This window comes from Enterobacter wuhouensis (assembly GCF_004331265.1).
GTDB lineage: Bacteria > Pseudomonadota > Gammaproteobacteria > Enterobacterales > Enterobacteriaceae > Enterobacter > Enterobacter wuhouensis.
Window position 1 is genome coordinate 42,783 of the sequence record NZ_SJOO01000001.1, and the last position, 16,881, is coordinate 59,663.

Consider the following 16,881-nt stretch of genomic DNA (forward strand, 5'->3'; position numbering starts at 1 on the left):
ACCTTATATGAATGTAAGCATGCTTACAACTACTCATAAAGACATTAATATGATGTTTTTTTCAAGTTAGGGCTGCTTATCTTGTCACTTTCAAATCCCATGGTATAGCAGGGGTAGGATATTTATCAGGATATCAAGCGATGATTACCCGATTGTACGTTGCGTTTAGGTTGGAAAACGGTAATGGTCTGTTCGTGCATCATTTCTTCAAGAGCACTGACTTGATCGATTATTCGTTCATGTTTACACCCAGCTTCCCTGTCACGTTGCGTATAACGGCGCTTAAACGTAATGCCTGCAGGCGCCGATCGACGAAGCGGTAGGGGTATGATTTCCCTTTCGCAGTGGCTATGCATTCTGATTCATTTAAAACATCTCGGACGTAAATCTTATTGAAAGGGATTGGATTATCGCCGATTTTGTTGAGGATTAGACCATCCAGTTCTATATGTTTGCTCATTGCTCGGCTCCAAACCGCCCGTTAAGGCGGCCAGTTTTGACGACGAACTCCAGGAGGGTAACTCCCAGAGCTTCAATTTTCTTGTGATGCTTGTTGATGATGGGAGGCACCGTTTCGTTCCAGTTTGGCTTTGGTTTCTTGCGCATGGCCTGTTGGATTTCCTCGGTGCAGCGGCGGCAGGCGGCGCGGATGGCGTTTACATTTGCTGGCGTCATAACCCCTCCATATAGGCCCGGATAAATTCAGTCGCTGCCTGTGCGTTTATGGCGTTACCGTAGCCTTTGAGTCGGCCGACGCGGTTGCTATTTGCCACTCTTGCCACCCCGGACTCGACTCGTCCCAGGCGCGCGGCAGCCCCATCAACCAGCGGGAATGTGCCGGGTTCAACTGGACGCCATTTGCCATCTCGACATAAGAGCCAGTCCGCATCTCGCCAAAAACCGTTAACCTCAAGGGGCCGCATGTGTAAGCCTGCCTCGGCAGTTGGTCCAGCCGAACCTTCTCGTCCCGCTGCGCAGTCATTCCCGACGAGTCTTTCCAGTCGCGTGAAGTTGGCGTTACCCACCCGACAAATAAAGGAGCCGCCTGACCCAATGTCAGCCCGAAGCCGTTCCCATTCCCGTGGCTCGCTTTGCAGCGTTCCCGTCGCTCTATAAGTAGTTGCAGGTTTTTCGGCTCGAACTCGTTCGCCGCAGGAGTGGGCCACCCAATAAGCCCGCTCTCTGATGTGCGGCGCACCGATGCCCGCTGCCGCAAACGGCACAAGCCCGAAGGCGTATTCCATTCCTTCCAGGTCAGCTTGTACAAGGTCGAACCATGCGTTAGCGTTACCTGCTGCAACCTGTTCGCCAAAGACATGCTCAGGCCTGCGCTCGCTGATGAGGTGGAAGAAGTGGGGCCAAAGGTGCCGCTCGTCAGCAAACCCATCACCTTTGCCTGCCGCGCTGAAAGGCTGGCACGGGCAGGAGCCTGTCCAGACTGGTTTATCGTCAGGCCATCCGGCGAGCCGCAGGGAATGAGACCAGACGCCAATTCCGGCAAAGAAGTGGCACTGCGTGAATCCTCGCAGGTCGTCAGGTGTGACATCTTCAATACTCCTTTCATCTACTTCACCGGGCGCGATATGACCGCCGGCGATCAGGTTACGCAGCCATTGCGCAGCGAACGGGTCGATTTCGTTGTAATAAGCTGCTGGCGTCATGCGGCCTCCCTGCGGGCGAGAAGTTTTGCCCCGAAAGCCATAAGCTCGTCCCGGTCCACAGTTGCGAAGTGGCAGTGTGTACGCGGGTACGGTCGCCATATGATAAGCATACTGCCTTTGTTATTTCCGCTGACCGGTTTACCGGTGACCGGGTTGATAAATGCCAGCCGCCCGGCGGTGATGAAGCGAACCTCGCTTGCGGTCTGGATCGCTTCTTTGAACCAGCCAACCGAAGTGTCTGCCGGTACCAGCATGACCGTGCCGATTTGATTGGCGCTCTCGGCTGCAGCCTTTTTCACGAAAGGTGTGATGTCGCTGTAGGGAGGGTTAAGCCAGACGTTGCCTGGAATGCTCAGGTAATCAGCCCAGGGCGTTTCCAGCGTGTTCTGCTCGGCGGTGATGAACTTCCGGCACAGCGCGTTATGCGGCGCCGCGGCGGCATCCAGCTGGAAGCAAAACTCAGCATCAAGGGAAGCGAAAAGAGCTGGTGGAGTGCGCCAGAGGTCGCGCTGATCCGCTGGCGTGTTGCTGCCGGTGTAATCAGTCATGCCGCCTCCTGCCTTTCCCTATATTCCTCACCGAGCCGCTGCGCCTTTAATGGATTGCTGACCACTTCACCCCATGGCATTAGCCAGCCGTTACCAATGAAGGGAAGGCACAGTGTGCCAACCCTGATGTCGTCGTGAGCGTGAGTCATAGGATGGACTCCATTTCGTCGATGTAGAGGCCCTGAGCAATCAGGCGGCGACGGCGGGCGGCACGCGCTATGCTCTCCTGCCGTCTACCTTCCTGCGATTGCTCAATGGCGCGCCGGGTGAACAGCCGCGATTTACCTTGTGGTGTTACGACCTTTGGCTTCGTGACCAGGTCGAATGTCCGGTCACAGATGCCGTCCTCGTTGAGCCATTTTTCCGACCCAACTATCTGCGCTATCTGCCCGGTGCCGCGGGTAATGCCGTTGGCCACCCGGTTAAACTCAATGAGCGTTACGCCAAACTTCTCTGCGATTTCGCTGCCGGTGACCGGGCGACCCCGCGTCTGAATCATCCAGATAACGCGTTCACGTAGGCCGGAGAATTGCCCGGTTCGCCCGGGCCTGCGATAGAAGGGTGTGCGTTTCATGCTGCACCCTCTGTGATTTTCTGAATTTCAGATTCCAGATCTGCAATGAAGCTCTTAACCTCAGACTCGATTTCGCGCGCCAGCTCTTCATCGAAATGAATGCGCTTCTTGAAATAGGCGAGGTCAGGCGGCAGGCGATCATCGAAACTAACGAAATCACACCATTTCCGCCTGGTGCACATCATCTGCGCATGCATTTGCAGCATGTACTGGCGCTTTGGCTCGCCAGTTTTCAGCGTTTCAAGATGGGTCCAGGTGTTGGGGCATTTGATTTCGATAAGCCCGTCGTCGTTGACAAGTCCGTCCGGGCTGGCTGCGAATCCGGGTATGGTTGGGTGATCGATGAGTCCAACTTCAGTGATTGCCGCATCGAACTCATTCAGCGCGTACATTTCGCGCGCCACTGGCTCAAGTTCAGTGCCGCGCATCATCGCGGCATTCGAAAAACCTTCCTCCAGCTTCCCGGTCAGTCGTTGGCAAATCAGCTCGGCCATGTAGTTCTGGCGGCTGGTGGAGTAGCCCGACTTAGTCCGGGCCATGACATCAGCCAGTCGACTGGCTGTGACCTTGCCGCAGCGCGCAGCAAACCATTCAGGGGTGCGTTGCTCCATCATTCAGCCTCCGCATCTGCGACATTGACAGGTTCGGCGTTGTCGACAGCAAGACTCATGTCATACATGCGTCGCTTCTCAACTGCGCCGATAACCTGCTTCTCTTCAGCACTCAGCGCCACCCAAAACTCCTGATACTTAACGGTTCCAAGGCGTGCAGCAGACTCACCTTTTGAAATCAGATCCGGGCGACGGCTATCTGATTCATGGCCCGCATGAACCTCTGCCGTTGTTCCTTCAATAACTCGCTCCGCCTCGTCCTGGTCGAAGATGCCAGCGAAACCAAAGGCCAGGCGCGCGCACTGGATAAGCGTCTTGTGGCGAAGCATGCGGGTAGGGTGGGACTGCCATGGCTGAGTGTTGCGTTTGCACTCGCCCATGTACTCGGTGACGATTGTCGGGTGCTTGCGGTCTTTGCGGTAAATCTTGCAGGTGCACGCGCCTTCCTCTTTGTCGTAAGAGAACTCCATGCCGTCAAACTGAGGATGTTCGTTGATAATGCGAGCCCATCCATCAACGCCGACGACCGGTACAATCCCACCTTTATCTGGGAATGCGTAAATCTCTTTGGTCCATGGGTTCAGGCCGTACTGGTTGGCGACGATCAGCAGGGCTGTGAATTGCTCGTCCGTGACGTTGCCACCTTTGAATGCTGTATTCTTCAGCGTATTCATCAGGTCTGTACCGGCATCCATGCCGAGACGTGCGGCCAGTTTCCCGGCCATGGTGGAAAGTGCAGTACTCATTGTTAAATCCCTCAAAAATTAAAACGGGCAGCCGGTACGGTGGTCCCAGTCGTATTCCGCCTGGGCGTAAGCAACTGCCGAAATGAAATCGTTGTAGGCTTCGCCAGCTTTATCGCTGCGAAGTCCTTCGTATGGGCTGGAGTCAATCGGGACCGAGAAGTGGAAGAGGCCGGACGGCTCTTTTGGCATCATGTCGATGATTTGCTGCGCCCGGTCGTCGATCCACTTCTCTTTCTCGTCTGTGAGCTGCTGTTCAACCCAGCGCCGATCTTCGATTCGGTCGTAAGTGAAGTATGCGTTCATGGCTGAACTCCTGAAATTTGGATGTGCAGATCCCGCCCGCGTAATGCCAGGCCGATCGGTTGAATAGGGTGGTTAGTGCTGGATAGGGTTGCCGTGACCGTCCAGAAGGACGTCAATCACGCAGTCACTGAGGCGGATGATTTCTGCATCGGTGTGCAGGTACACCCATTTGCGCTCCTGAATGACTGCTGAGACGCGATAGGTGCGGCCTTCATGCATAGCCATCATGCCGGGCGTGACGCACTGGCGAATAAGCGGGGTGGTGCCGTAGTGGTGCATCATACCTTCACCTCAACCTGGTTCAGGAGTCCAGCGATATGCATCTGCCAGCGGTTAAGCTTCAGCTTTTCACGCGGTGCCGATACTGAAGTCAGCTGCCACTCGTTATCGTTGAGCTTTTTGGCGGTGTATTGTTTGCCGTTGTGGGTGACTGTCATGATGCCTCCCGCTTTTCTTTGATATCGGCGCGGAGGTGAATCTCTTTCCCATCAGCTGTCGGGAATATCAGGATGTCATCACGAACCGCGAGAAGATGGGCCACTGCAAATAGCGCCTCGTCTGTGACATCAAATTTCTCGCCGGTGAACTCACGAACGCCAGGCGCCAATTTGCTTGGCTTTGATCGACCCGCGAAAATTCGCTTCGTCAGGCCTGAAAAACCTACTGTGATTGGGTTGCTCATAAATCCTCTTGGCCTTATCGCGGCGAACGGAACGGTTAATACAAGACTTCTGCGCTAATGGGCGGTGGATGGCCGCCGGTTGTCATAACTAAGCCGCCTCGGTGAAGAGACTGAGGTATGAAAAAAGCCGCTGTTTAGGCGGCTTTGTATAATTGATGCAATAAAAAACCCGCAGATGCGGGTTTGATTATTTAATAGGGTTCGTAACCACCAGGCCTTGCTTCGGCTGATCTACCCCCACACGATGTGCCATCGGAGGCTATATCATTCGAGTATTCGCAATTACCTTTGTATAAGGTTTGCGTTGTGCCAGTGCCATTTGCTCCGGCAGCCGCAGCTCCCACTACAACTGCGCCGACTGCAACGCCAGCTAGTACTTTACTGCCGATATCTCCCCAATCCGCATGCTCGTCATAAGATGAATCGTATGCAGATAATCGAGCATTACACTCATCAACCGATGCTCCTCCATCTCTGCAATTTTGATACATCAAATCATTGGTAGAGGAAGCGCATGCGCTGAGCGTGGAGATCATCAACGCGATAACAACGGGTTTCATCAGTTAGCCATGTTAGTTTCAAAGTTAATTTATGCATATTCTACATATCTCATTCAGCAATTAATTGATTTTGAGATGAGTTTTACAGCATATGATTGGAGTTTAAGGTGATTGTACAGATAGCAATGAGTTTGGGGTTAATTGCCTTAAATCATTGCTTACGCTCGAGTAACTCATCTGTTTCAATTTGCCGTATCGCAAATGGTGGGGGCGGTTAGCCGCTTGACCGAATTGATCAACTGCCCAAAAAGACTCTCTGATTCAGCCCAGCCCACTCAACTACGAATGGACTGGAATAAATCTGTTTGCGCTTCGCACCTCTCATCCCGCCAGTGTTGCCCGTTCCCACGCCTTTATCGCTCTCGCGAGGGGGTAGCCTCACACCGACCGGATCGCGCCCGGTGCTATGCCGAATTTGTACGTTGGGGTCTAAACAGGATTACTGAGTGCTGTTCCGACTTAGCATATTGTTAAAAAGCAGGCGACTTGCTGTCCGCCGCTGGCTAACTTCGCTCAGCTGTCGATGTTTCGTTTCGATGGATTGATAATAGCTATGAGTATTGTTTATAGCAATACGTATTGATATTAAATAATAGCAACCGCTATTAATGCATTGATAGCTAAAGGAATTTAATTTGATATTTTTTCGTGTGAGTGAGATTCGGAGCGTGTTTTCACTGGGGCGGGAATTGCTGTGATAGGCGGGCTAGCTGCAGGCAATAAAAAACCCAGCGCTATGGCTGGGTTCTTCTCAACTGATAAAATTATCGGGTAACCATTACCGTATTGTTCTGGCCTGCCTTTACTGACGCAGCGGACATCAGTGCACCGCCTTCAGTCACCAACCCGTAAGTGGATGGACGCATCCAGGTAACGGTGGTTTGAACGTAATATTCGCCAGGGGCAATGTTATCGAACTCAAACTTACCCTGGGCATCAGCAATGGTGACCTTCTCATACTTCGCGGCACGCATATCTTCTTTGTCGCAGCGGGTAAGCCCCATGCAGGTGGTGAACTGGAAATCGGTATAAGAGGTTTTTGGCATCAGGATCACCTGGCTGCCGGCCGCTACTTTTACGTCTCCGCCCATTGTCTTGAGGAAGGCCTGACCAGTCAGTTTCTCAGAGCCATCAAGCTTCAACTTGTCATACTCGGCCTGCGGGAACGGCGGGAGGTTTACTGGTTTAGGAATTGACATGCACCCAGAGAGAAGCGCAGCTGCTGTCGCTGCAATAATTAACTTTTTCATGATAATCCTTGCTGTGAAAAGCCGTTAGGCAAAAATGTTAACCGTGTTTTCTGTATGTTTGAGGCATGCTGCCAATCACTTTACCGAACACAAGTATCCTGTTCATTTCTTCTTTTTCAATAGGATCCCATGGGCGGTATGTCTGGTTGTCTGAAATGACCAGAAGCTTGTCTTTCATCTTTTGCAGGCGTTTAACGTGTGAGGTGTCGTCGTAGATGAAGGCGTAAATTCCATCGCCATCAAAGTGCTGAACGCTGATATCGACGAAGAGTAAGTCGCCTGGCTCAATCGTCCCGGACATGCTGTCACCGCGAACATTGATGATTCTGATCTGCTCCGCCTTCCTGCCATTGAACATCTGGCGAGCGTCTTCGACTGAATATTCCACGGATCGTAGCACCTCTACAAATTCGCTATTGATGGCCCCTGGCCCAGCGCTTACGTAAAAGTCTAGCGCTTCAATGCGGAATGTGTCAGTAGGCCCAGGCTCGGTTTTTGGCTGCGAAATTGCGGGCGTTTGACCATCGTCACGCATTGGTCCAACTCCGGTTGAAAGCCACTCAGAGCGAACGCCAAGCGCATTGGCGATCTCAACGATTTTAGTTGAGCCGCGGGCATTGCCACTGGTCAGCCTCCAGATAGTGGGCTGAGCAACTCCAGACGCCTTAGCCAAAGCGCCCTGAGACATGCCAGATAGTTCCATCGCCTGATTAAGGCGTTCTGCAAGAGTTTCTTTTTTCATGACTTTAAATTTATACGCTTGCGTATTGATGGTCAAAACACGTTTAGCTATTGCCTAAACCAATACGCATTGCTATTATCAATTTACACCAATACTCATAGGAATTGGAATATGACGAACAAAACCATCCAGCGCGCCATTGATATCGCTGGTAGCCAGAAGAAATTAGCCGACCTGTGCGGCGTGGCGCAGCCGACGGTATGGCGCTGGTTGCACGGTGGCGGCATTGATGCCCGCTACGTAATGAAGATTGTCACTGCAACCAACGGCAAGCTTAAACCAGCAGATATCCGTCCAGATCTCGCCCAGTTGCTTGGGGCGAATAACACAGCCGCTTAACGGCGGCCCAAACAACGAAAGGGAAAGCAATGCATTCACTTGCGTATCAACACAATACCGGAATACACCCGGGAGCGATGATAAACCGCGCTCAAGCTAAGGCGGTGCCGGACCACGAAAAGATCCGCGATGCGGTCCGGGCATGGTCTTCGGCGCTGGACAATCAGGACGTCGTTTCGGCGCTGATCATCAACGAATACCGGGAGCAGGGCGGGACCGCCATCAGCTTTCCGGACGACATCAGCCGGGCGCGCCAGAAGCTCTTTCGCTTCCTGGATAACCGCTTCGACTCCGAGCAGTACCGCGAGAACGTGCGCCATCTGACACCCGCAATCATGGCGGTCCTGCCGCTGGAATTTCGCAACCGTCTGGCGCCGAAGAACGACACGATGTCGCTAATCGCCTCTGCAATGAAAGAGTGTGCCGAGGCTAAACAGGCAGTGCTTCTGGACGCTCCAGAGCATCAGAAGCTGAAAGAGGTAAGCGAGGGCATAGCGTCACTATTCCGTCTCATGCCGGAGCAGGTAGGGCCGCTGATGACGATGGTCACATCGATGTTGGGGGTTATGTGAGAACTACAGAAATGGCGAAAGCCGGTCTGCGGGAACAGAACCGACTTTCTGGTGCAACAAACGTCAGTCAATTGCGAGGTCATTATGACAAACGCTAATCCAAAAAGCCAGGCGCAGGAGGTTTAACTGTGTCGAACGTCGCTTACGCAAATTTCGCGGCGCACTCAGCCGCAAGGAGCAACAGGATGGAGAACCAGAAGTCTGGTTACGTCCCGTTGTACCGGAGCATCAAGAAGAAGTCCTGGGCTAAGGATGTTTTCCTGCGCGCGCTGTGGGAGAACCTGCTCATAGACGCAGCCAGACAGCCCTACACTGCATTCTTCAAGGGCAAGCAATGGCCTCTGCAACCCGGTCAACTGGTCGTCACTGCTGCAGATCTTGGCCTTCAGTTGTGTGACCGTCAGGGCAACCCGACAAGCCGCGACGCAGTGGAGAGAATGCTGTCAGTTTTCGTCCGCGAAGGGATGATTTCCATCGAGGGAGAGAAGCGAAAAGGCAGGGTGATCACCATCACAAATTACGTCGAATATGCTCAAAAAATGGACGATTTACCCGCACATAAAGCCGCACATACAGGCGCACATGACGAGTCCAGTAATGGCGGGGGTTCAGATGGGTATGCCGCACATAAGGCCGCACAATTCCCCGCACATCATGAACAAGAAGGTAATAACAAGAATATAAATAACTCTACGTCCGAGAATTCTGACGAATCCTCTGACAAGCCAGGAAAGAAACCTCCTGTGTTGAAATCTGAAGCAGCAATTCAGAGCGGCACAAAATGGGGGAACTCTGAAGACCTACGCTGCGCTGAATGGCTGTTCGCCATGGTGCAGAACATTTCACCATCTGCCAAAAAACCAAACTACGCATCGTGGGCTAACGACATCCGCCTGATGCGCGAGCGTGACGATCGTACCCATTACGAAATCGCCGCCCTGTTCAAATGGGCCTGTAACGACAAGTTCTGGAAGGGGAATGTTCTATGCCCGGCAACGCTGCGCGACAAGTGGACCCAACTCGATATCAAACGCAACAAGCAGCAGACAGGCGAAGAACCTGGCAAGCCGGAACTGGACTTCAACAACACTGACTGGGCCTATGAGGTGATGCGATGAAATCTCTTGCAGAGCAGATGCGTAACCACGACCGCGAGCAGATGAGCCGCATGGCCCATAACCTGCCAGAGCAGTACCAGGAGCGTGCGTCTGTCGAGCAGGTGGCTCAGGTATTCAACAAGCTGTTCAACGAGCTGCGCGCCGCTTTCCCGGCCAGTATGGCGAACTTCCGCAACCAGGACGACCTGAACGAATTCCGCCGTCAGTGGCTGCTGGCGTTTCAGGAGAACGGGATCCACTCAATGGCCCAGGTCGATGCAGGTATGCGCGTCGCCCGCCGCCAGGAGCGTCCATTCATGCCTTCGCCGGGCCAGTTCGTCGCCTGGTGCAAAAAGAGTGGCGGGGCGCTGGGTGTCACCGTTGACCAGGTGATCGCCGAATACTGGGACTGGCGGAACCGTTCGTTCGAATTCACCTCCAGTGAGCAATTCCCCTGGTCGCAGCCGGTCATGTACCACATCTGCGTCGAGTTGCGCCACCGCAGCACAGAGCGCCAGTTAACGCATGGTGAGCTGGCACGCGAAGCGGGCGATCTGCTGGATATGTGGGAGAAGCGCGTTACCGAGGGTAAACCAGTGCCGCCGGTACGCCGGGCAATTGCAGCACCGGCTGCCCAGCACGGGCCGACGCCGATCCAACTGCTCCAGGCGAAGTACAATCGCAACAAGTCGAACGGGATGGTGTGAGATGACGACAACAATTCGTGACCAACTGATGGCTGCACTGCGTAACAACCTGGGCCTCAATTCAGCGCTTCTGGCCTCCCTGGTTGGCATGACCAGCAAAAAGATATCGGGAACGATTAGCTCTTTGCTGGCTGATGGGCTGATTGCCTGTGAGGGGCGCTACGGCCAACGCATTTACCGATTGACCAGCTACGGCATGCGCTACGCGGCCGACACCGTTCCCGCCAGGAAGATTGGCACGACGCAACTGGTGCAGCGCACAGAGACAAACGTGATCTGCCCGGAGTGCCGCAACAGTGCGGTGATGAAACGAATTTTGATGGTTTGGGGGAGGGTAGGGGTATGAGCGTGAAACGTTATGAAGCTAATGGGTCATCATCGGTATCTGAAGATGCAAACGGCAGTCTTGTTGATTACAGCGACTACGCAGCACTTCAGCAGAAGCTTGCAGCGTCTCAGCGCGAGTTCCGTGCTGCTGATGCGACTATCGAGAATCTGCAGATGCAGGTTGAGAAGCTGGCTGCGGAGAATGCGGGGCTGAAGTCGGTCATTGAATACTGCATTAATCCCGACAATCAGCCTGAATACCATGACCAGGGTATGGGATGTGGAGTTGAAGACCGCGGCTACCAGCGAGACGGTTATTCGGCCTGTTACTACGGATGGGAGTCGGCAATTGAACGCGTCTACTCAGAGGTTATCCCCGATGCCATTCCAGAAACCCCAGCCACCGATGCTTTCCTGGCTGAAGTGCGGGCGCAGGGCTTGGAACGCTTGGCGAAAGCTTGGTATGCGATTGCAAACGAAACATCCCCAGGAATTAGCATTAGCGAGTCATCTCGTCTGAAATATCGGCAACGCGCCGATGACGTAGCTGATTTCGCGAATGAAATTCGCAAGGAGGCCGCCCAATGAGCAACATCGACAAACGCGAACTGAGAAAAAAGCTTAATCGGCGCCTGAATGATGCTTTTGGTTTTCAAAGGACATCTGGAGGAAAGCACACCACGATCAGCTTAAGCATTGATGAATGTAAATCCGTTCTCGTGGCGCTGGATGAGCTGGAAGCCAAAGACAAGCGTAATGCGGAGCTGGAAGACCTTCTTGAAGCTGAAATTAAGTCATGGATGCAACGGTACGATAGTGCAAATAACCGAAGAGAAGCCGCAGAGAAGCGGATTGCTGAGCTATCAAACCACCTCCAATGCGCGCACGCCTTTATCGAACATACAGAGGCGTTTGGACACGCAGCTTCAAACGGGATTCTGTGCTGTGGTGATGCGCAGTGGAATATTGATGCGTCTAAGTTGGCACTGGCCGCAGCCGGTAAAGGAGAGTGAACATGTCTTTAACACACGACGAACTTTGTCAGATCGCTTACTCCTTCCTGAAACGAAATGGCTTCAAGATCTGCTTTCATGATCGTTTTGTTGCAGTGACCAGCACCGGAGAGCAACCAGACGCGATGGGGTTCAGAAATTTTGCCTCCTGCTTGATAGAGGCTAAATGCTCACGCGCTGACCTTCTCGCTGACAGAAAAAAACGCTTCAGGCAGAACCCTGAACTTGGCATGGGTGACTGGCGGTTCTTCATCAGCGAGCCTGGAATCATCACTGTCGATGATTTGCCTGCCGGGTGGGGATTGCTGCACGTGGTAAACGGAAAGGTGCGAAAAGTTCATGGGTGGCCAGCGGGTAACTGCTGCTGGGGAAGCCCAGAAGATAAGCCATTTACAGGCAACAAGCAGGTTGAATGCGACTACATGCTGTCTGCATTGCGCCGCATGGAGCTGCGTGGCCATCTCAATGAAATTTATGACGGCGTAATAGTCAACAAACCAGAAGGAAACGCAGCATGAGCACTATTACCAAAGACCAGGCGCAGAAAATAATTGAAGCAGCCGATGAGGTTATTACCGCACTGGCCGGAACAAACGAGGATGTTCACCCCGAAAGCGACAACATGCTCCGTTTATGGGATGACTTGAATGATCGTTACGCACCGCCCGAAGTTGTGCGAGAGCTGGCGCGTATCGCGCTGGCATCGCTCGAAGCGGAGCCTGTGGCGTATACCGACGCAGAGGAACTACGTTTTCCCCACGCTACAAGTGACATGTGGCCTGCCCCCTTGGGTCATGGGATGGACTTGCCGTTATACACCGCCCCGCCAGCACCGGCAGTTGACGCTGATGATAATTTCTATTCGTGGTTCGGTAGGGAATGGCATGAGCATTATCAGCAGAACCAATACACCACTACAGCTAAGCAAATGCTTGGTGTTATGGCCGAATCAGCATGGAAAGCTGGTCGCCGCGCCGCCATGCTTAACCAGGAGAAGAGCAATGGATAATCGCTACGAAATAGCAGAGCAAAACGGAATGAGCCGAGAGTTTGCTGACTGGTTCTTTGATAACAAAAAAGCTGGCTGTGGAAACGTCTGGTTAATGATGATGGCGGCAATGTGGGAAGGGTGGCAAGGCTGCGCCGCCATGCTTCAGGGTGACGCAGGAAACTCTCCGGTGATTCCGGATGGTTGGGTGCTGGTGCCGGTTGAGCCGACCATGGCGATGCTGGACGAGTTCGACTCAATTATTGACTACGGCGCGGAAGACTCGAAGGAAGCATGGAGCAGACTTATCGCAACAGTGCCGCAGCAGGAGGTGAAGCCGTGACCTTCAACCGCTACGTAATCACCGTGGTGCTGCCGAATCTGATTTTCTGCAAATTAGTAGGCAAGCCAACTCTTGCAATCGAGAAGGCCGCGCGCAAAGTTCGCCTGGCGTGTGGTCGCCGCATGGAGCGCGTTATGAGGGATGCTCCGCCAAAGCGGAGGAATGACGAGCAAATTGACGATAATTAGCATAGATATAAATCAAGGCCCTTAGTGGCCTTTTATTCTATGATAAACGGACTTTGTTTGAGAGTGACACCATGAAGCCCAAGAAGCTAAATGCTGAGCAGCAATACAAATTAGATATTGAGTTGGTCAAGAAGAAGCCTGCGAACCGGACCGAGGCAAAAGCCCATTTGGCGGCACAGTTGAGGATCAGCAAGTACAAGGCGCAGAACTCATCCAAAATTCGCGTTGGCAGCTTCAGAGGAAAAAAGAAGGTGCATTTCAGTAATGCCGAAGAAGAAGCCAGGGCAGCACTAAATAAAGCAAATGCCATTAGATTTTCCCAAGGGGAAGTCGAGTCCGTCGATACGGATCGAATCCCAGAAAGTAATAAACGCTGGCGCGGGAGAACTGCTGACTAATGTCTGACTGGAACATTGCTGCGAAGCCACAGGAAGAGCGCGACAAGGTAAACGTTGACCTGGCAGCCTCCGGCGTGGCGTACAAAGAGCGCCTAAACATGCCGGTTATCGCTGAGGTGGTAATGCGAGAGCAACCAGAGCATTTGCGCGATTACTTCCTCGAGCGCCTGAAGTTTTATCGTGAGAAGTCGATATTCTTACCAAAACCATCTGATCCAAGATATGTCGATATGGCAGATCAAAATACGAAAAAGTAATAACAATATGAAATTAAACAAAATATCTAAACCAGATGAAGAGCGTGGCTGGTCATTTGACCAGGCCAAGGTAAGAACAGACCTATTTCATCTTTTATCTATTTTTTTAGCAGAAAAGCAACTTGCAGACGAATTAACAGGTACAGATGATCCGTTGTGGATATTGGCATCTCTCGGTGAACCTGAAACTACTCGATTGCTAATCTCAACAGCTATAGTTGGCCGGGTTCTTGACGACAAGAGGCGACGGGAAGAGCATAGGGAAGAAATCACTGTTGGAAAATTGTTGATGAATGATGCCGTTACTAATCTGAGTATGAGAGAGGCGTTTAACAAAATCATTCATGCGGTTGAGTTCTCGCTATTTATGTCAGAACCTAACGAAAGGGGTTTTTGCTACTTAGCTCCCATGATTGAGGTTTCTGGAACGTTAGGGAGAAACCAATGGAGTGCCGAGATCGATATCATCGAATACGTCAGGCAATTTCAAAGGGTATTTTTGTCAGAGTGACCACTCTCGCTTTGATTTTCCACAATCAACCCGCCATAATTAAGTCGTAGTCGGCCTGAACACCCGATTGCGACTTCTGCGCATTTAAGGGGACTTAAATGCGACAACAATCTGAACTCCTCACCTTGTCACAGATGCAGAAATGCACCTGCGATTTTCTGCATTCTGCGTTACCTCTCGGAGGTGGCGCATGAAACAGCACTACTGCATCGTTAACGATACCGTCAAAGACAACCTCATAGCATTCATCCGCACCATTCCGGTAAACCCGCGTGCGCCGATGGTGGTCGAGGCCCGGGAAGAAACGCGCACTGACAAGCAAAACCGTCTGATGTGGCCGCTGCTGAAAGACCTGTCTGATCAGGTTGTCTGGCACGGCGAAAAGCTGACCCGTGAAGAGTGGAAGGACCTCATCACCGTTCTGGTGAACCAAACCCAGGACCAGGAACAGAAATCCGCGCCAGGCATCAACGGCGGCCGCGTTTATTTCGGCGTCCGCACTTCGAAATCTAGCAAGCGCTACATGGTCGACGTCATCGAGGCGATTTACTGGTTCGGCACCGACCGCGGCGTGAAGTTCTCCGAAGCATCCAGTAAGCGCATCGCCTGGGCGCAAGAGTGGAGGGCTTCCCGTGGGTAGTCCTCTAGCACGCGTCATCACAAACGAAATCTTCCGCGTTCCGGCGCGCCGCCAGCGCAAGCCAGCGGTTAAGGCGTCCGATATCCCGACCCTGAAGGACTACACCGCCAGCCTGGTGGATCAGAAATGGCTGCGCCTCGCGGCACGGAGGAATCATGCGTAAACCATCCCGCCGTAAGTGCAAAGTATGCGGTGAATACTTCGTGCCGAAATTCCACGATATCCGGATCCGCTGGTGCTGCCCGGAGCACGGAGCAATCCTCGCAATGGAAGAACGCGAGAAGGAGAAGGTGAAAGCCGCGGCGAAGCGCATCAAGGAGCAGAAGGAGGCAGAGAAGGCCGGGCGCAAACGCCGAAAGGAACGCCTGGCTGAGCTTCGGCCTGCCGGTTACTACAAAGCGCAGGCTCAGCAGGCATTCAACGCCTACATCCGCGCGCGCGATGCTGATTTGCCATGCATCAGCTGCGGTGAGACCAATCCGCCTGATCTGCATGGCGGCCAGTGGGACTGCGGCCACTTCAAAACGGTCGGCGCTAATCCTGAACTGCGCTTTGAAGAGCGCAACGCCCATAAACAATGCAAACCCTGCAATGCCGGGGCTGGGAAATACACTGCCAAAGAGGCGACTGTCGCGCAGCAATACGAAGTTGGCCTGGTCGCTCGTTACGGCCAGGAATACGTCGACTGGCTCAACGGTCCACACGAAATGACCAACTACCGACGTGAAGACTTCATCCGGATCCGCGATGAGTACCGCGCCAAGCTCAAAGCACTGAAACAGCGGGAGGCCGCATGATTTACGACCTCAAGCTTCCGCATTGGGCTTCACTGCTTAACTGCCCATTCTGTGGTGGTGAGGCAGAACTGGTTGCCGATGGCGATGGTGTTTATGCCGGATGCGCTACCAAGCAGTGCCTGATTAAGCCGATAACAGAAACCTACCCAACAAAGCGAGACGCAATCCGCGCATGGAATCGGAGGCCATCATGACCAGAGACGAGATAACCCGGTACCAGGCAGAAAGCGTAAAGCGCGCCAGCATGCCGCCAGTAGCAAAGCACAGCCAGAATCAGACCAAAACCAATCAGTCTCAGAAGGAAGCCGCATGACTATCAACTTATCGTATGTACGCCAGCAGCTCATCCTTGCCACTGCCGATATGAGCGGTGCGACGAAAGGCCAATTGATGGCCTGGCTGGAGAATGCTCAGTTCGATACCAAGACCTTTAAGCGCAAAAAGCCGCGTGTGATGGATGAGGAGACCGGGAAAATTATTACGCTAGATAACCAGCCCATTCCTGGGAAGCAGTCTCGTGCAAAAGGCTCTCACATCCCTCTGGTCAATCATGTTGAATTCTGTACCGCTTCATGGCGTCGGGCGCTGATGTCACTGGAGGAGCACCAGAAGGCGTGGCTGCTGTGGAACTACAGCGAGAACATCCGCTTCGAGCACCAGGTGGCGATTACCCAGTGGGCATGGGCTGAGTTCCGGGAGCAGCTCGGCGCGAAGAAGGTGGCGGGCAAGACGATGGAACGCCTGAAGAAACTTATCTGGCTGGCGGCCCAGGACGTTAAGGCTGAGTTGGCGGGGCGGGATGTGTATCAGCATCAGGACCTGGCGGCTATGTGCGGCGTTAAACCTGATAACTGGTGCCATAACTATGCCGATTACTGGCGGGCCATGTGCACTATCTTTAAGCGGCTTGATGGCAATTCTCTTCTCTGCACTGTGAGAACAAGATCACAACAAAAGGCGACTTTTTCGCAGCAGGGTATTGCAAAAGTCAATTAAATAGCATACATTTCATGTAAATCTGATATCG

At 53.0% G+C, this 16,881-nt stretch carries 34 protein-coding genes; 20 read left to right on the forward strand and 14 right to left on the reverse strand.

Annotation, left to right across the window (positions count from 1 at the left end):
• Window positions 1–456: 456 nt before the first annotated feature.
• From E0L20_RS00225 to E0L20_RS00285, 14 genes are all read right to left on the reverse strand, one after another.
• The gene (locus E0L20_RS00225; RefSeq protein ID WP_131632142.1) at window positions 457–675 is read right to left on the reverse strand and encodes a hypothetical protein; all 219 of its coding nucleotides are present in this window, start codon (window positions 673–675) and stop codon (window positions 457–459) included.
• Window positions 672–1,661: a DNA cytosine methyltransferase gene (locus E0L20_RS00230; RefSeq protein WP_131632143.1), complete on the reverse strand. Its 990-nt coding sequence runs from the start codon at window positions 1,659–1,661 to the stop codon at window positions 672–674. Before E0L20_RS00230 ends, E0L20_RS00225 begins: the two co-directional genes overlap by 4 nt.
• Window positions 1,658–2,209 carry a phage N-6-adenine-methyltransferase gene (locus tag E0L20_RS00235; protein ID WP_131632144.1) on the reverse strand — a complete coding sequence of 184 codons (552 nt, stop codon included), beginning with the start codon at window positions 2,207–2,209 and terminating at the stop codon, window positions 1,658–1,660. Before E0L20_RS00235 ends, E0L20_RS00230 begins: the two co-directional genes overlap by 4 nt.
• Window positions 2,206–2,358 (reverse strand): DUF1317 family protein, encoded by a 153-nt coding sequence (locus E0L20_RS00240; RefSeq protein WP_131632145.1) that lies wholly within the window; start codon window positions 2,356–2,358, stop codon window positions 2,206–2,208. The genes E0L20_RS00235 and E0L20_RS00240 overlap by 4 nt, the downstream gene beginning before the upstream one ends.
• The gene (locus E0L20_RS00245; protein ID WP_131632146.1) at window positions 2,355–2,783 is read right to left on the reverse strand and encodes a regulator; all 429 of its coding nucleotides are present in this window, start codon (window positions 2,781–2,783) and stop codon (window positions 2,355–2,357) included. Before E0L20_RS00245 ends, E0L20_RS00240 begins: the two co-directional genes overlap by 4 nt.
• Window positions 2,780–3,397, reverse strand: a complete 618-nt coding sequence (locus E0L20_RS00250) for a lambda exonuclease family protein (protein WP_131632147.1) — start codon at window positions 3,395–3,397, stop codon at window positions 2,780–2,782. Before E0L20_RS00250 ends, E0L20_RS00245 begins: the two co-directional genes overlap by 4 nt.
• Complete coding sequence (gene bet / locus E0L20_RS00255) at window positions 3,394–4,140, reverse strand: phage recombination protein Bet (protein WP_131632148.1); 747 nt, start codon at window positions 4,138–4,140, stop codon at window positions 3,394–3,396. The genes E0L20_RS00250 and bet overlap by 4 nt, the downstream gene beginning before the upstream one ends.
• Before the next feature lie 18 nt (window positions 4,141–4,158).
• Window positions 4,159–4,443, reverse strand: a complete 285-nt coding sequence (gamL, locus tag E0L20_RS00260; protein WP_131632149.1) for a host nuclease inhibitor GamL — start codon at window positions 4,441–4,443, stop codon at window positions 4,159–4,161.
• Between the two features lie 72 nt (window positions 4,444–4,515).
• Window positions 4,516–4,725 (reverse strand): hypothetical protein, encoded by a 210-nt coding sequence (locus E0L20_RS00265; RefSeq protein WP_001514158.1) that lies wholly within the window; start codon window positions 4,723–4,725, stop codon window positions 4,516–4,518.
• On the reverse strand, window positions 4,722–4,880 hold the full coding sequence (locus E0L20_RS23830; protein ID WP_165500669.1) for a hypothetical protein: 159 nt from the start codon (window positions 4,878–4,880) through the stop codon (window positions 4,722–4,724). Before E0L20_RS23830 ends, E0L20_RS00265 begins: the two co-directional genes overlap by 4 nt.
• The gene (locus E0L20_RS00270) at window positions 4,877–5,125 is read right to left on the reverse strand and encodes a DUF7446 family protein (protein ID WP_022651079.1); all 249 of its coding nucleotides are present in this window, start codon (window positions 5,123–5,125) and stop codon (window positions 4,877–4,879) included. Before E0L20_RS00270 ends, E0L20_RS23830 begins: the two co-directional genes overlap by 4 nt.
• Window positions 5,126–5,316: 191 nt before the next feature.
• On the reverse strand, window positions 5,317–5,685 hold the full coding sequence (locus E0L20_RS23950) for a hypothetical protein (protein ID WP_242673369.1): 369 nt from the start codon (window positions 5,683–5,685) through the stop codon (window positions 5,317–5,319).
• Window positions 5,686–6,449: 764 nt separating this feature from the next.
• On the reverse strand, window positions 6,450–6,935 hold the full coding sequence (locus E0L20_RS00280) for a lipoprotein (protein ID WP_131632150.1): 486 nt from the start codon (window positions 6,933–6,935) through the stop codon (window positions 6,450–6,452).
• A gap of 37 nt (window positions 6,936–6,972) precedes the next feature.
• On the reverse strand, window positions 6,973–7,677 hold the full coding sequence (locus E0L20_RS00285) for an XRE family transcriptional regulator (protein WP_131632792.1): 705 nt from the start codon (window positions 7,675–7,677) through the stop codon (window positions 6,973–6,975).
• Between the two features lie 111 nt (window positions 7,678–7,788).
• On the opposite strand from E0L20_RS00285, the gene E0L20_RS00290 reads away from it, so the two are divergent.
• The 20 genes from E0L20_RS00290 (at window position 7,789) to E0L20_RS00385 (ending at window position 16,850) form a co-directional block, all read left to right on the forward strand.
• Window positions 7,789–8,016, forward strand: coding sequence for a helix-turn-helix domain-containing protein (locus E0L20_RS00290; RefSeq protein WP_045348771.1), 228 nt, complete (start codon window positions 7,789–7,791; stop codon window positions 8,014–8,016).
• 29 nt (window positions 8,017–8,045) lie between these two features.
• On the forward strand, window positions 8,046–8,588 hold the full coding sequence (locus E0L20_RS00295; RefSeq protein ID WP_131632151.1) for a toxin YdaT domain-containing protein: 543 nt from the start codon (window positions 8,046–8,048) through the stop codon (window positions 8,586–8,588).
• A gap of 185 nt (window positions 8,589–8,773) precedes the next feature.
• Window positions 8,774–9,706 (forward strand): replication protein, encoded by a 933-nt coding sequence (locus E0L20_RS00300; RefSeq protein ID WP_131632152.1) that lies wholly within the window; start codon window positions 8,774–8,776, stop codon window positions 9,704–9,706.
• Window positions 9,703–10,392 carry a replication protein P gene (locus E0L20_RS00305; RefSeq protein WP_131632153.1) on the forward strand — a complete coding sequence of 230 codons (690 nt, stop codon included), beginning with the start codon at window positions 9,703–9,705 and terminating at the stop codon, window positions 10,390–10,392. The genes E0L20_RS00300 and E0L20_RS00305 overlap by 4 nt, the downstream gene beginning before the upstream one ends.
• Before the next feature lies 1 nt (window position 10,393).
• A complete protein-coding gene (locus tag E0L20_RS00310; protein WP_131632154.1) occupies window positions 10,394–10,738 on the forward strand; it encodes a DUF977 family protein in 345 nt (114 codons plus the stop codon).
• Window positions 10,735–11,307 (forward strand): hypothetical protein, encoded by a 573-nt coding sequence (locus E0L20_RS23955; RefSeq protein WP_242673370.1) that lies wholly within the window; start codon window positions 10,735–10,737, stop codon window positions 11,305–11,307. Before E0L20_RS00310 ends, E0L20_RS23955 begins: the two co-directional genes overlap by 4 nt.
• Entirely contained in the window at window positions 11,304–11,732 is a 429-nt protein-coding gene (locus E0L20_RS00320; RefSeq protein WP_131632155.1) for an ead/Ea22-like family protein, read from the forward strand. The genes E0L20_RS23955 and E0L20_RS00320 overlap by 4 nt, the downstream gene beginning before the upstream one ends.
• Before the next feature lie 2 nt (window positions 11,733–11,734).
• A complete protein-coding gene (locus tag E0L20_RS00325; RefSeq protein ID WP_131632156.1) occupies window positions 11,735–12,250 on the forward strand; it encodes a hypothetical protein in 516 nt (171 codons plus the stop codon).
• Window positions 12,247–12,741, forward strand: a complete 495-nt coding sequence (locus tag E0L20_RS24225) for a hypothetical protein (protein WP_242673371.1) — start codon at window positions 12,247–12,249, stop codon at window positions 12,739–12,741. The genes E0L20_RS00325 and E0L20_RS24225 overlap by 4 nt, the downstream gene beginning before the upstream one ends.
• Complete coding sequence (locus tag E0L20_RS00335) at window positions 12,734–13,063, forward strand: hypothetical protein (protein WP_131632157.1); 330 nt, start codon at window positions 12,734–12,736, stop codon at window positions 13,061–13,063. Before E0L20_RS24225 ends, E0L20_RS00335 begins: the two co-directional genes overlap by 8 nt.
• Entirely contained in the window at window positions 13,060–13,251 is a 192-nt protein-coding gene (locus tag E0L20_RS00340; RefSeq protein WP_131632158.1) for a hypothetical protein, read from the forward strand. Before E0L20_RS00335 ends, E0L20_RS00340 begins: the two co-directional genes overlap by 4 nt.
• 71 nt (window positions 13,252–13,322) lie before the next feature.
• The gene (locus tag E0L20_RS00345) at window positions 13,323–13,649 is read left to right on the forward strand and encodes a hypothetical protein (RefSeq protein ID WP_131632159.1); all 327 of its coding nucleotides are present in this window, start codon (window positions 13,323–13,325) and stop codon (window positions 13,647–13,649) included.
• Entirely contained in the window at window positions 13,649–13,906 is a 258-nt protein-coding gene (locus E0L20_RS00350) for a DNA polymerase III subunit theta (protein ID WP_131632160.1), read from the forward strand. The genes E0L20_RS00345 and E0L20_RS00350 overlap by 1 nt, the downstream gene beginning before the upstream one ends.
• 7 nt (window positions 13,907–13,913) lie before the next feature.
• Window positions 13,914–14,417 (forward strand): hypothetical protein, encoded by a 504-nt coding sequence (locus E0L20_RS00355; protein WP_131632161.1) that lies wholly within the window; start codon window positions 13,914–13,916, stop codon window positions 14,415–14,417.
• A 190-nt stretch (window positions 14,418–14,607) separates the two neighbouring features.
• Window positions 14,608–15,057, forward strand: coding sequence for a recombination protein NinB (locus E0L20_RS00360; RefSeq protein ID WP_058677202.1), 450 nt, complete (start codon window positions 14,608–14,610; stop codon window positions 15,055–15,057).
• Window positions 15,050–15,220 (forward strand): NinE family protein, encoded by a 171-nt coding sequence (locus tag E0L20_RS00365; protein ID WP_131632162.1) that lies wholly within the window; start codon window positions 15,050–15,052, stop codon window positions 15,218–15,220. Before E0L20_RS00360 ends, E0L20_RS00365 begins: the two co-directional genes overlap by 8 nt.
• Entirely contained in the window at window positions 15,213–15,854 is a 642-nt protein-coding gene (locus E0L20_RS00370) for a recombination protein NinG (RefSeq protein ID WP_131632163.1), read from the forward strand. Before E0L20_RS00365 ends, E0L20_RS00370 begins: the two co-directional genes overlap by 8 nt.
• Window positions 15,851–16,048, forward strand: a complete 198-nt coding sequence (locus tag E0L20_RS24230; protein WP_074165220.1) for a Lar family restriction alleviation protein — start codon at window positions 15,851–15,853, stop codon at window positions 16,046–16,048. Before E0L20_RS00370 ends, E0L20_RS24230 begins: the two co-directional genes overlap by 4 nt.
• A complete protein-coding gene (locus E0L20_RS00380) occupies window positions 16,045–16,167 on the forward strand; it encodes a hypothetical protein (protein ID WP_131632164.1) in 123 nt (40 codons plus the stop codon). Before E0L20_RS24230 ends, E0L20_RS00380 begins: the two co-directional genes overlap by 4 nt.
• Entirely contained in the window at window positions 16,164–16,850 is a 687-nt protein-coding gene (locus E0L20_RS00385) for a bacteriophage antitermination protein Q (RefSeq protein WP_131632165.1), read from the forward strand. The genes E0L20_RS00380 and E0L20_RS00385 overlap by 4 nt, the downstream gene beginning before the upstream one ends.
• Window positions 16,851–16,881: the final 31 nt, after the last annotated feature.

Coding starts and splice junctions, on each gene's coding strand:
- E0L20_RS00370 (WP_131632163.1), top strand. CDS start 15,213: ATGCGTAAACCATCCCGCCGTAAGTGCAAAGTATGCGGTGAATACTTC.
- E0L20_RS00235 (WP_131632144.1), bottom strand. CDS start 2,209: ATGACTGATTACACCGGCAGCAACACGCCAGCGGATCAGCGCGACCTC.
- E0L20_RS00245 (WP_131632146.1), bottom strand. CDS start 2,783: ATGAAACGCACACCCTTCTATCGCAGGCCCGGGCGAACCGGGCAATTC.
- E0L20_RS00305 (WP_131632153.1), top strand. CDS start 9,703: ATGAAATCTCTTGCAGAGCAGATGCGTAACCACGACCGCGAGCAGATG.
- E0L20_RS23830 (WP_165500669.1), bottom strand. CDS start 4,880: ATGACAGTCACCCACAACGGCAAACAATACACCGCCAAAAAGCTCAAC.
- E0L20_RS00380 (WP_131632164.1), top strand. CDS start 16,045: ATGACCAGAGACGAGATAACCCGGTACCAGGCAGAAAGCGTAAAGCGC.
- E0L20_RS00360 (WP_058677202.1), top strand. CDS start 14,608: ATGAAACAGCACTACTGCATCGTTAACGATACCGTCAAAGACAACCTC.
- E0L20_RS24225 (WP_242673371.1), top strand. CDS start 12,247: ATGAGCACTATTACCAAAGACCAGGCGCAGAAAATAATTGAAGCAGCC.
- E0L20_RS00280 (WP_131632150.1), bottom strand. CDS start 6,935: ATGAAAAAGTTAATTATTGCAGCGACAGCAGCTGCGCTTCTCTCTGGG.
- E0L20_RS00350 (WP_131632160.1), top strand. CDS start 13,649: ATGTCTGACTGGAACATTGCTGCGAAGCCACAGGAAGAGCGCGACAAG.
- E0L20_RS00290 (WP_045348771.1), top strand. CDS start 7,789: ATGACGAACAAAACCATCCAGCGCGCCATTGATATCGCTGGTAGCCAG.
- bet (WP_131632148.1), bottom strand. CDS start 4,140: ATGAGTACTGCACTTTCCACCATGGCCGGGAAACTGGCCGCACGTCTC.
- E0L20_RS00250 (WP_131632147.1), bottom strand. CDS start 3,397: ATGATGGAGCAACGCACCCCTGAATGGTTTGCTGCGCGCTGCGGCAAG.
- E0L20_RS00385 (WP_131632165.1), top strand. CDS start 16,164: ATGACTATCAACTTATCGTATGTACGCCAGCAGCTCATCCTTGCCACT.
- E0L20_RS00355 (WP_131632161.1), top strand. CDS start 13,914: ATGAAATTAAACAAAATATCTAAACCAGATGAAGAGCGTGGCTGGTCA.
- E0L20_RS00270 (WP_022651079.1), bottom strand. CDS start 5,125: ATGAGCAACCCAATCACAGTAGGTTTTTCAGGCCTGACGAAGCGAATT.
- E0L20_RS00320 (WP_131632155.1), top strand. CDS start 11,304: ATGAGCAACATCGACAAACGCGAACTGAGAAAAAAGCTTAATCGGCGC.
- E0L20_RS24230 (WP_074165220.1), top strand. CDS start 15,851: ATGATTTACGACCTCAAGCTTCCGCATTGGGCTTCACTGCTTAACTGC.
- E0L20_RS00325 (WP_131632156.1), top strand. CDS start 11,735: ATGTCTTTAACACACGACGAACTTTGTCAGATCGCTTACTCCTTCCTG.
- E0L20_RS00345 (WP_131632159.1), top strand. CDS start 13,323: ATGAAGCCCAAGAAGCTAAATGCTGAGCAGCAATACAAATTAGATATT.
- E0L20_RS00310 (WP_131632154.1), top strand. CDS start 10,394: ATGACGACAACAATTCGTGACCAACTGATGGCTGCACTGCGTAACAAC.
- gamL (WP_131632149.1), bottom strand. CDS start 4,443: ATGAACGCATACTTCACTTACGACCGAATCGAAGATCGGCGCTGGGTT.
- E0L20_RS00295 (WP_131632151.1), top strand. CDS start 8,046: ATGCATTCACTTGCGTATCAACACAATACCGGAATACACCCGGGAGCG.
- E0L20_RS23950 (WP_242673369.1), bottom strand. CDS start 5,685: ATGAAACCCGTTGTTATCGCGTTGATGATCTCCACGCTCAGCGCATGC.
- E0L20_RS23955 (WP_242673370.1), top strand. CDS start 10,735: ATGAGCGTGAAACGTTATGAAGCTAATGGGTCATCATCGGTATCTGAA.
- E0L20_RS00285 (WP_131632792.1), bottom strand. CDS start 7,677: ATGAAAAAAGAAACTCTTGCAGAACGCCTTAATCAGGCGATGGAACTA.
- E0L20_RS00300 (WP_131632152.1), top strand. CDS start 8,774: ATGGAGAACCAGAAGTCTGGTTACGTCCCGTTGTACCGGAGCATCAAG.
- E0L20_RS00225 (WP_131632142.1), bottom strand. CDS start 675: ATGACGCCAGCAAATGTAAACGCCATCCGCGCCGCCTGCCGCCGCTGC.
- E0L20_RS00265 (WP_001514158.1), bottom strand. CDS start 4,725: ATGATGCACCACTACGGCACCACCCCGCTTATTCGCCAGTGCGTCACG.
- E0L20_RS00335 (WP_131632157.1), top strand. CDS start 12,734: ATGGATAATCGCTACGAAATAGCAGAGCAAAACGGAATGAGCCGAGAG.
- E0L20_RS00240 (WP_131632145.1), bottom strand. CDS start 2,358: ATGACTCACGCTCACGACGACATCAGGGTTGGCACACTGTGCCTTCCC.
- E0L20_RS00230 (WP_131632143.1), bottom strand. CDS start 1,661: ATGACGCCAGCAGCTTATTACAACGAAATCGACCCGTTCGCTGCGCAA.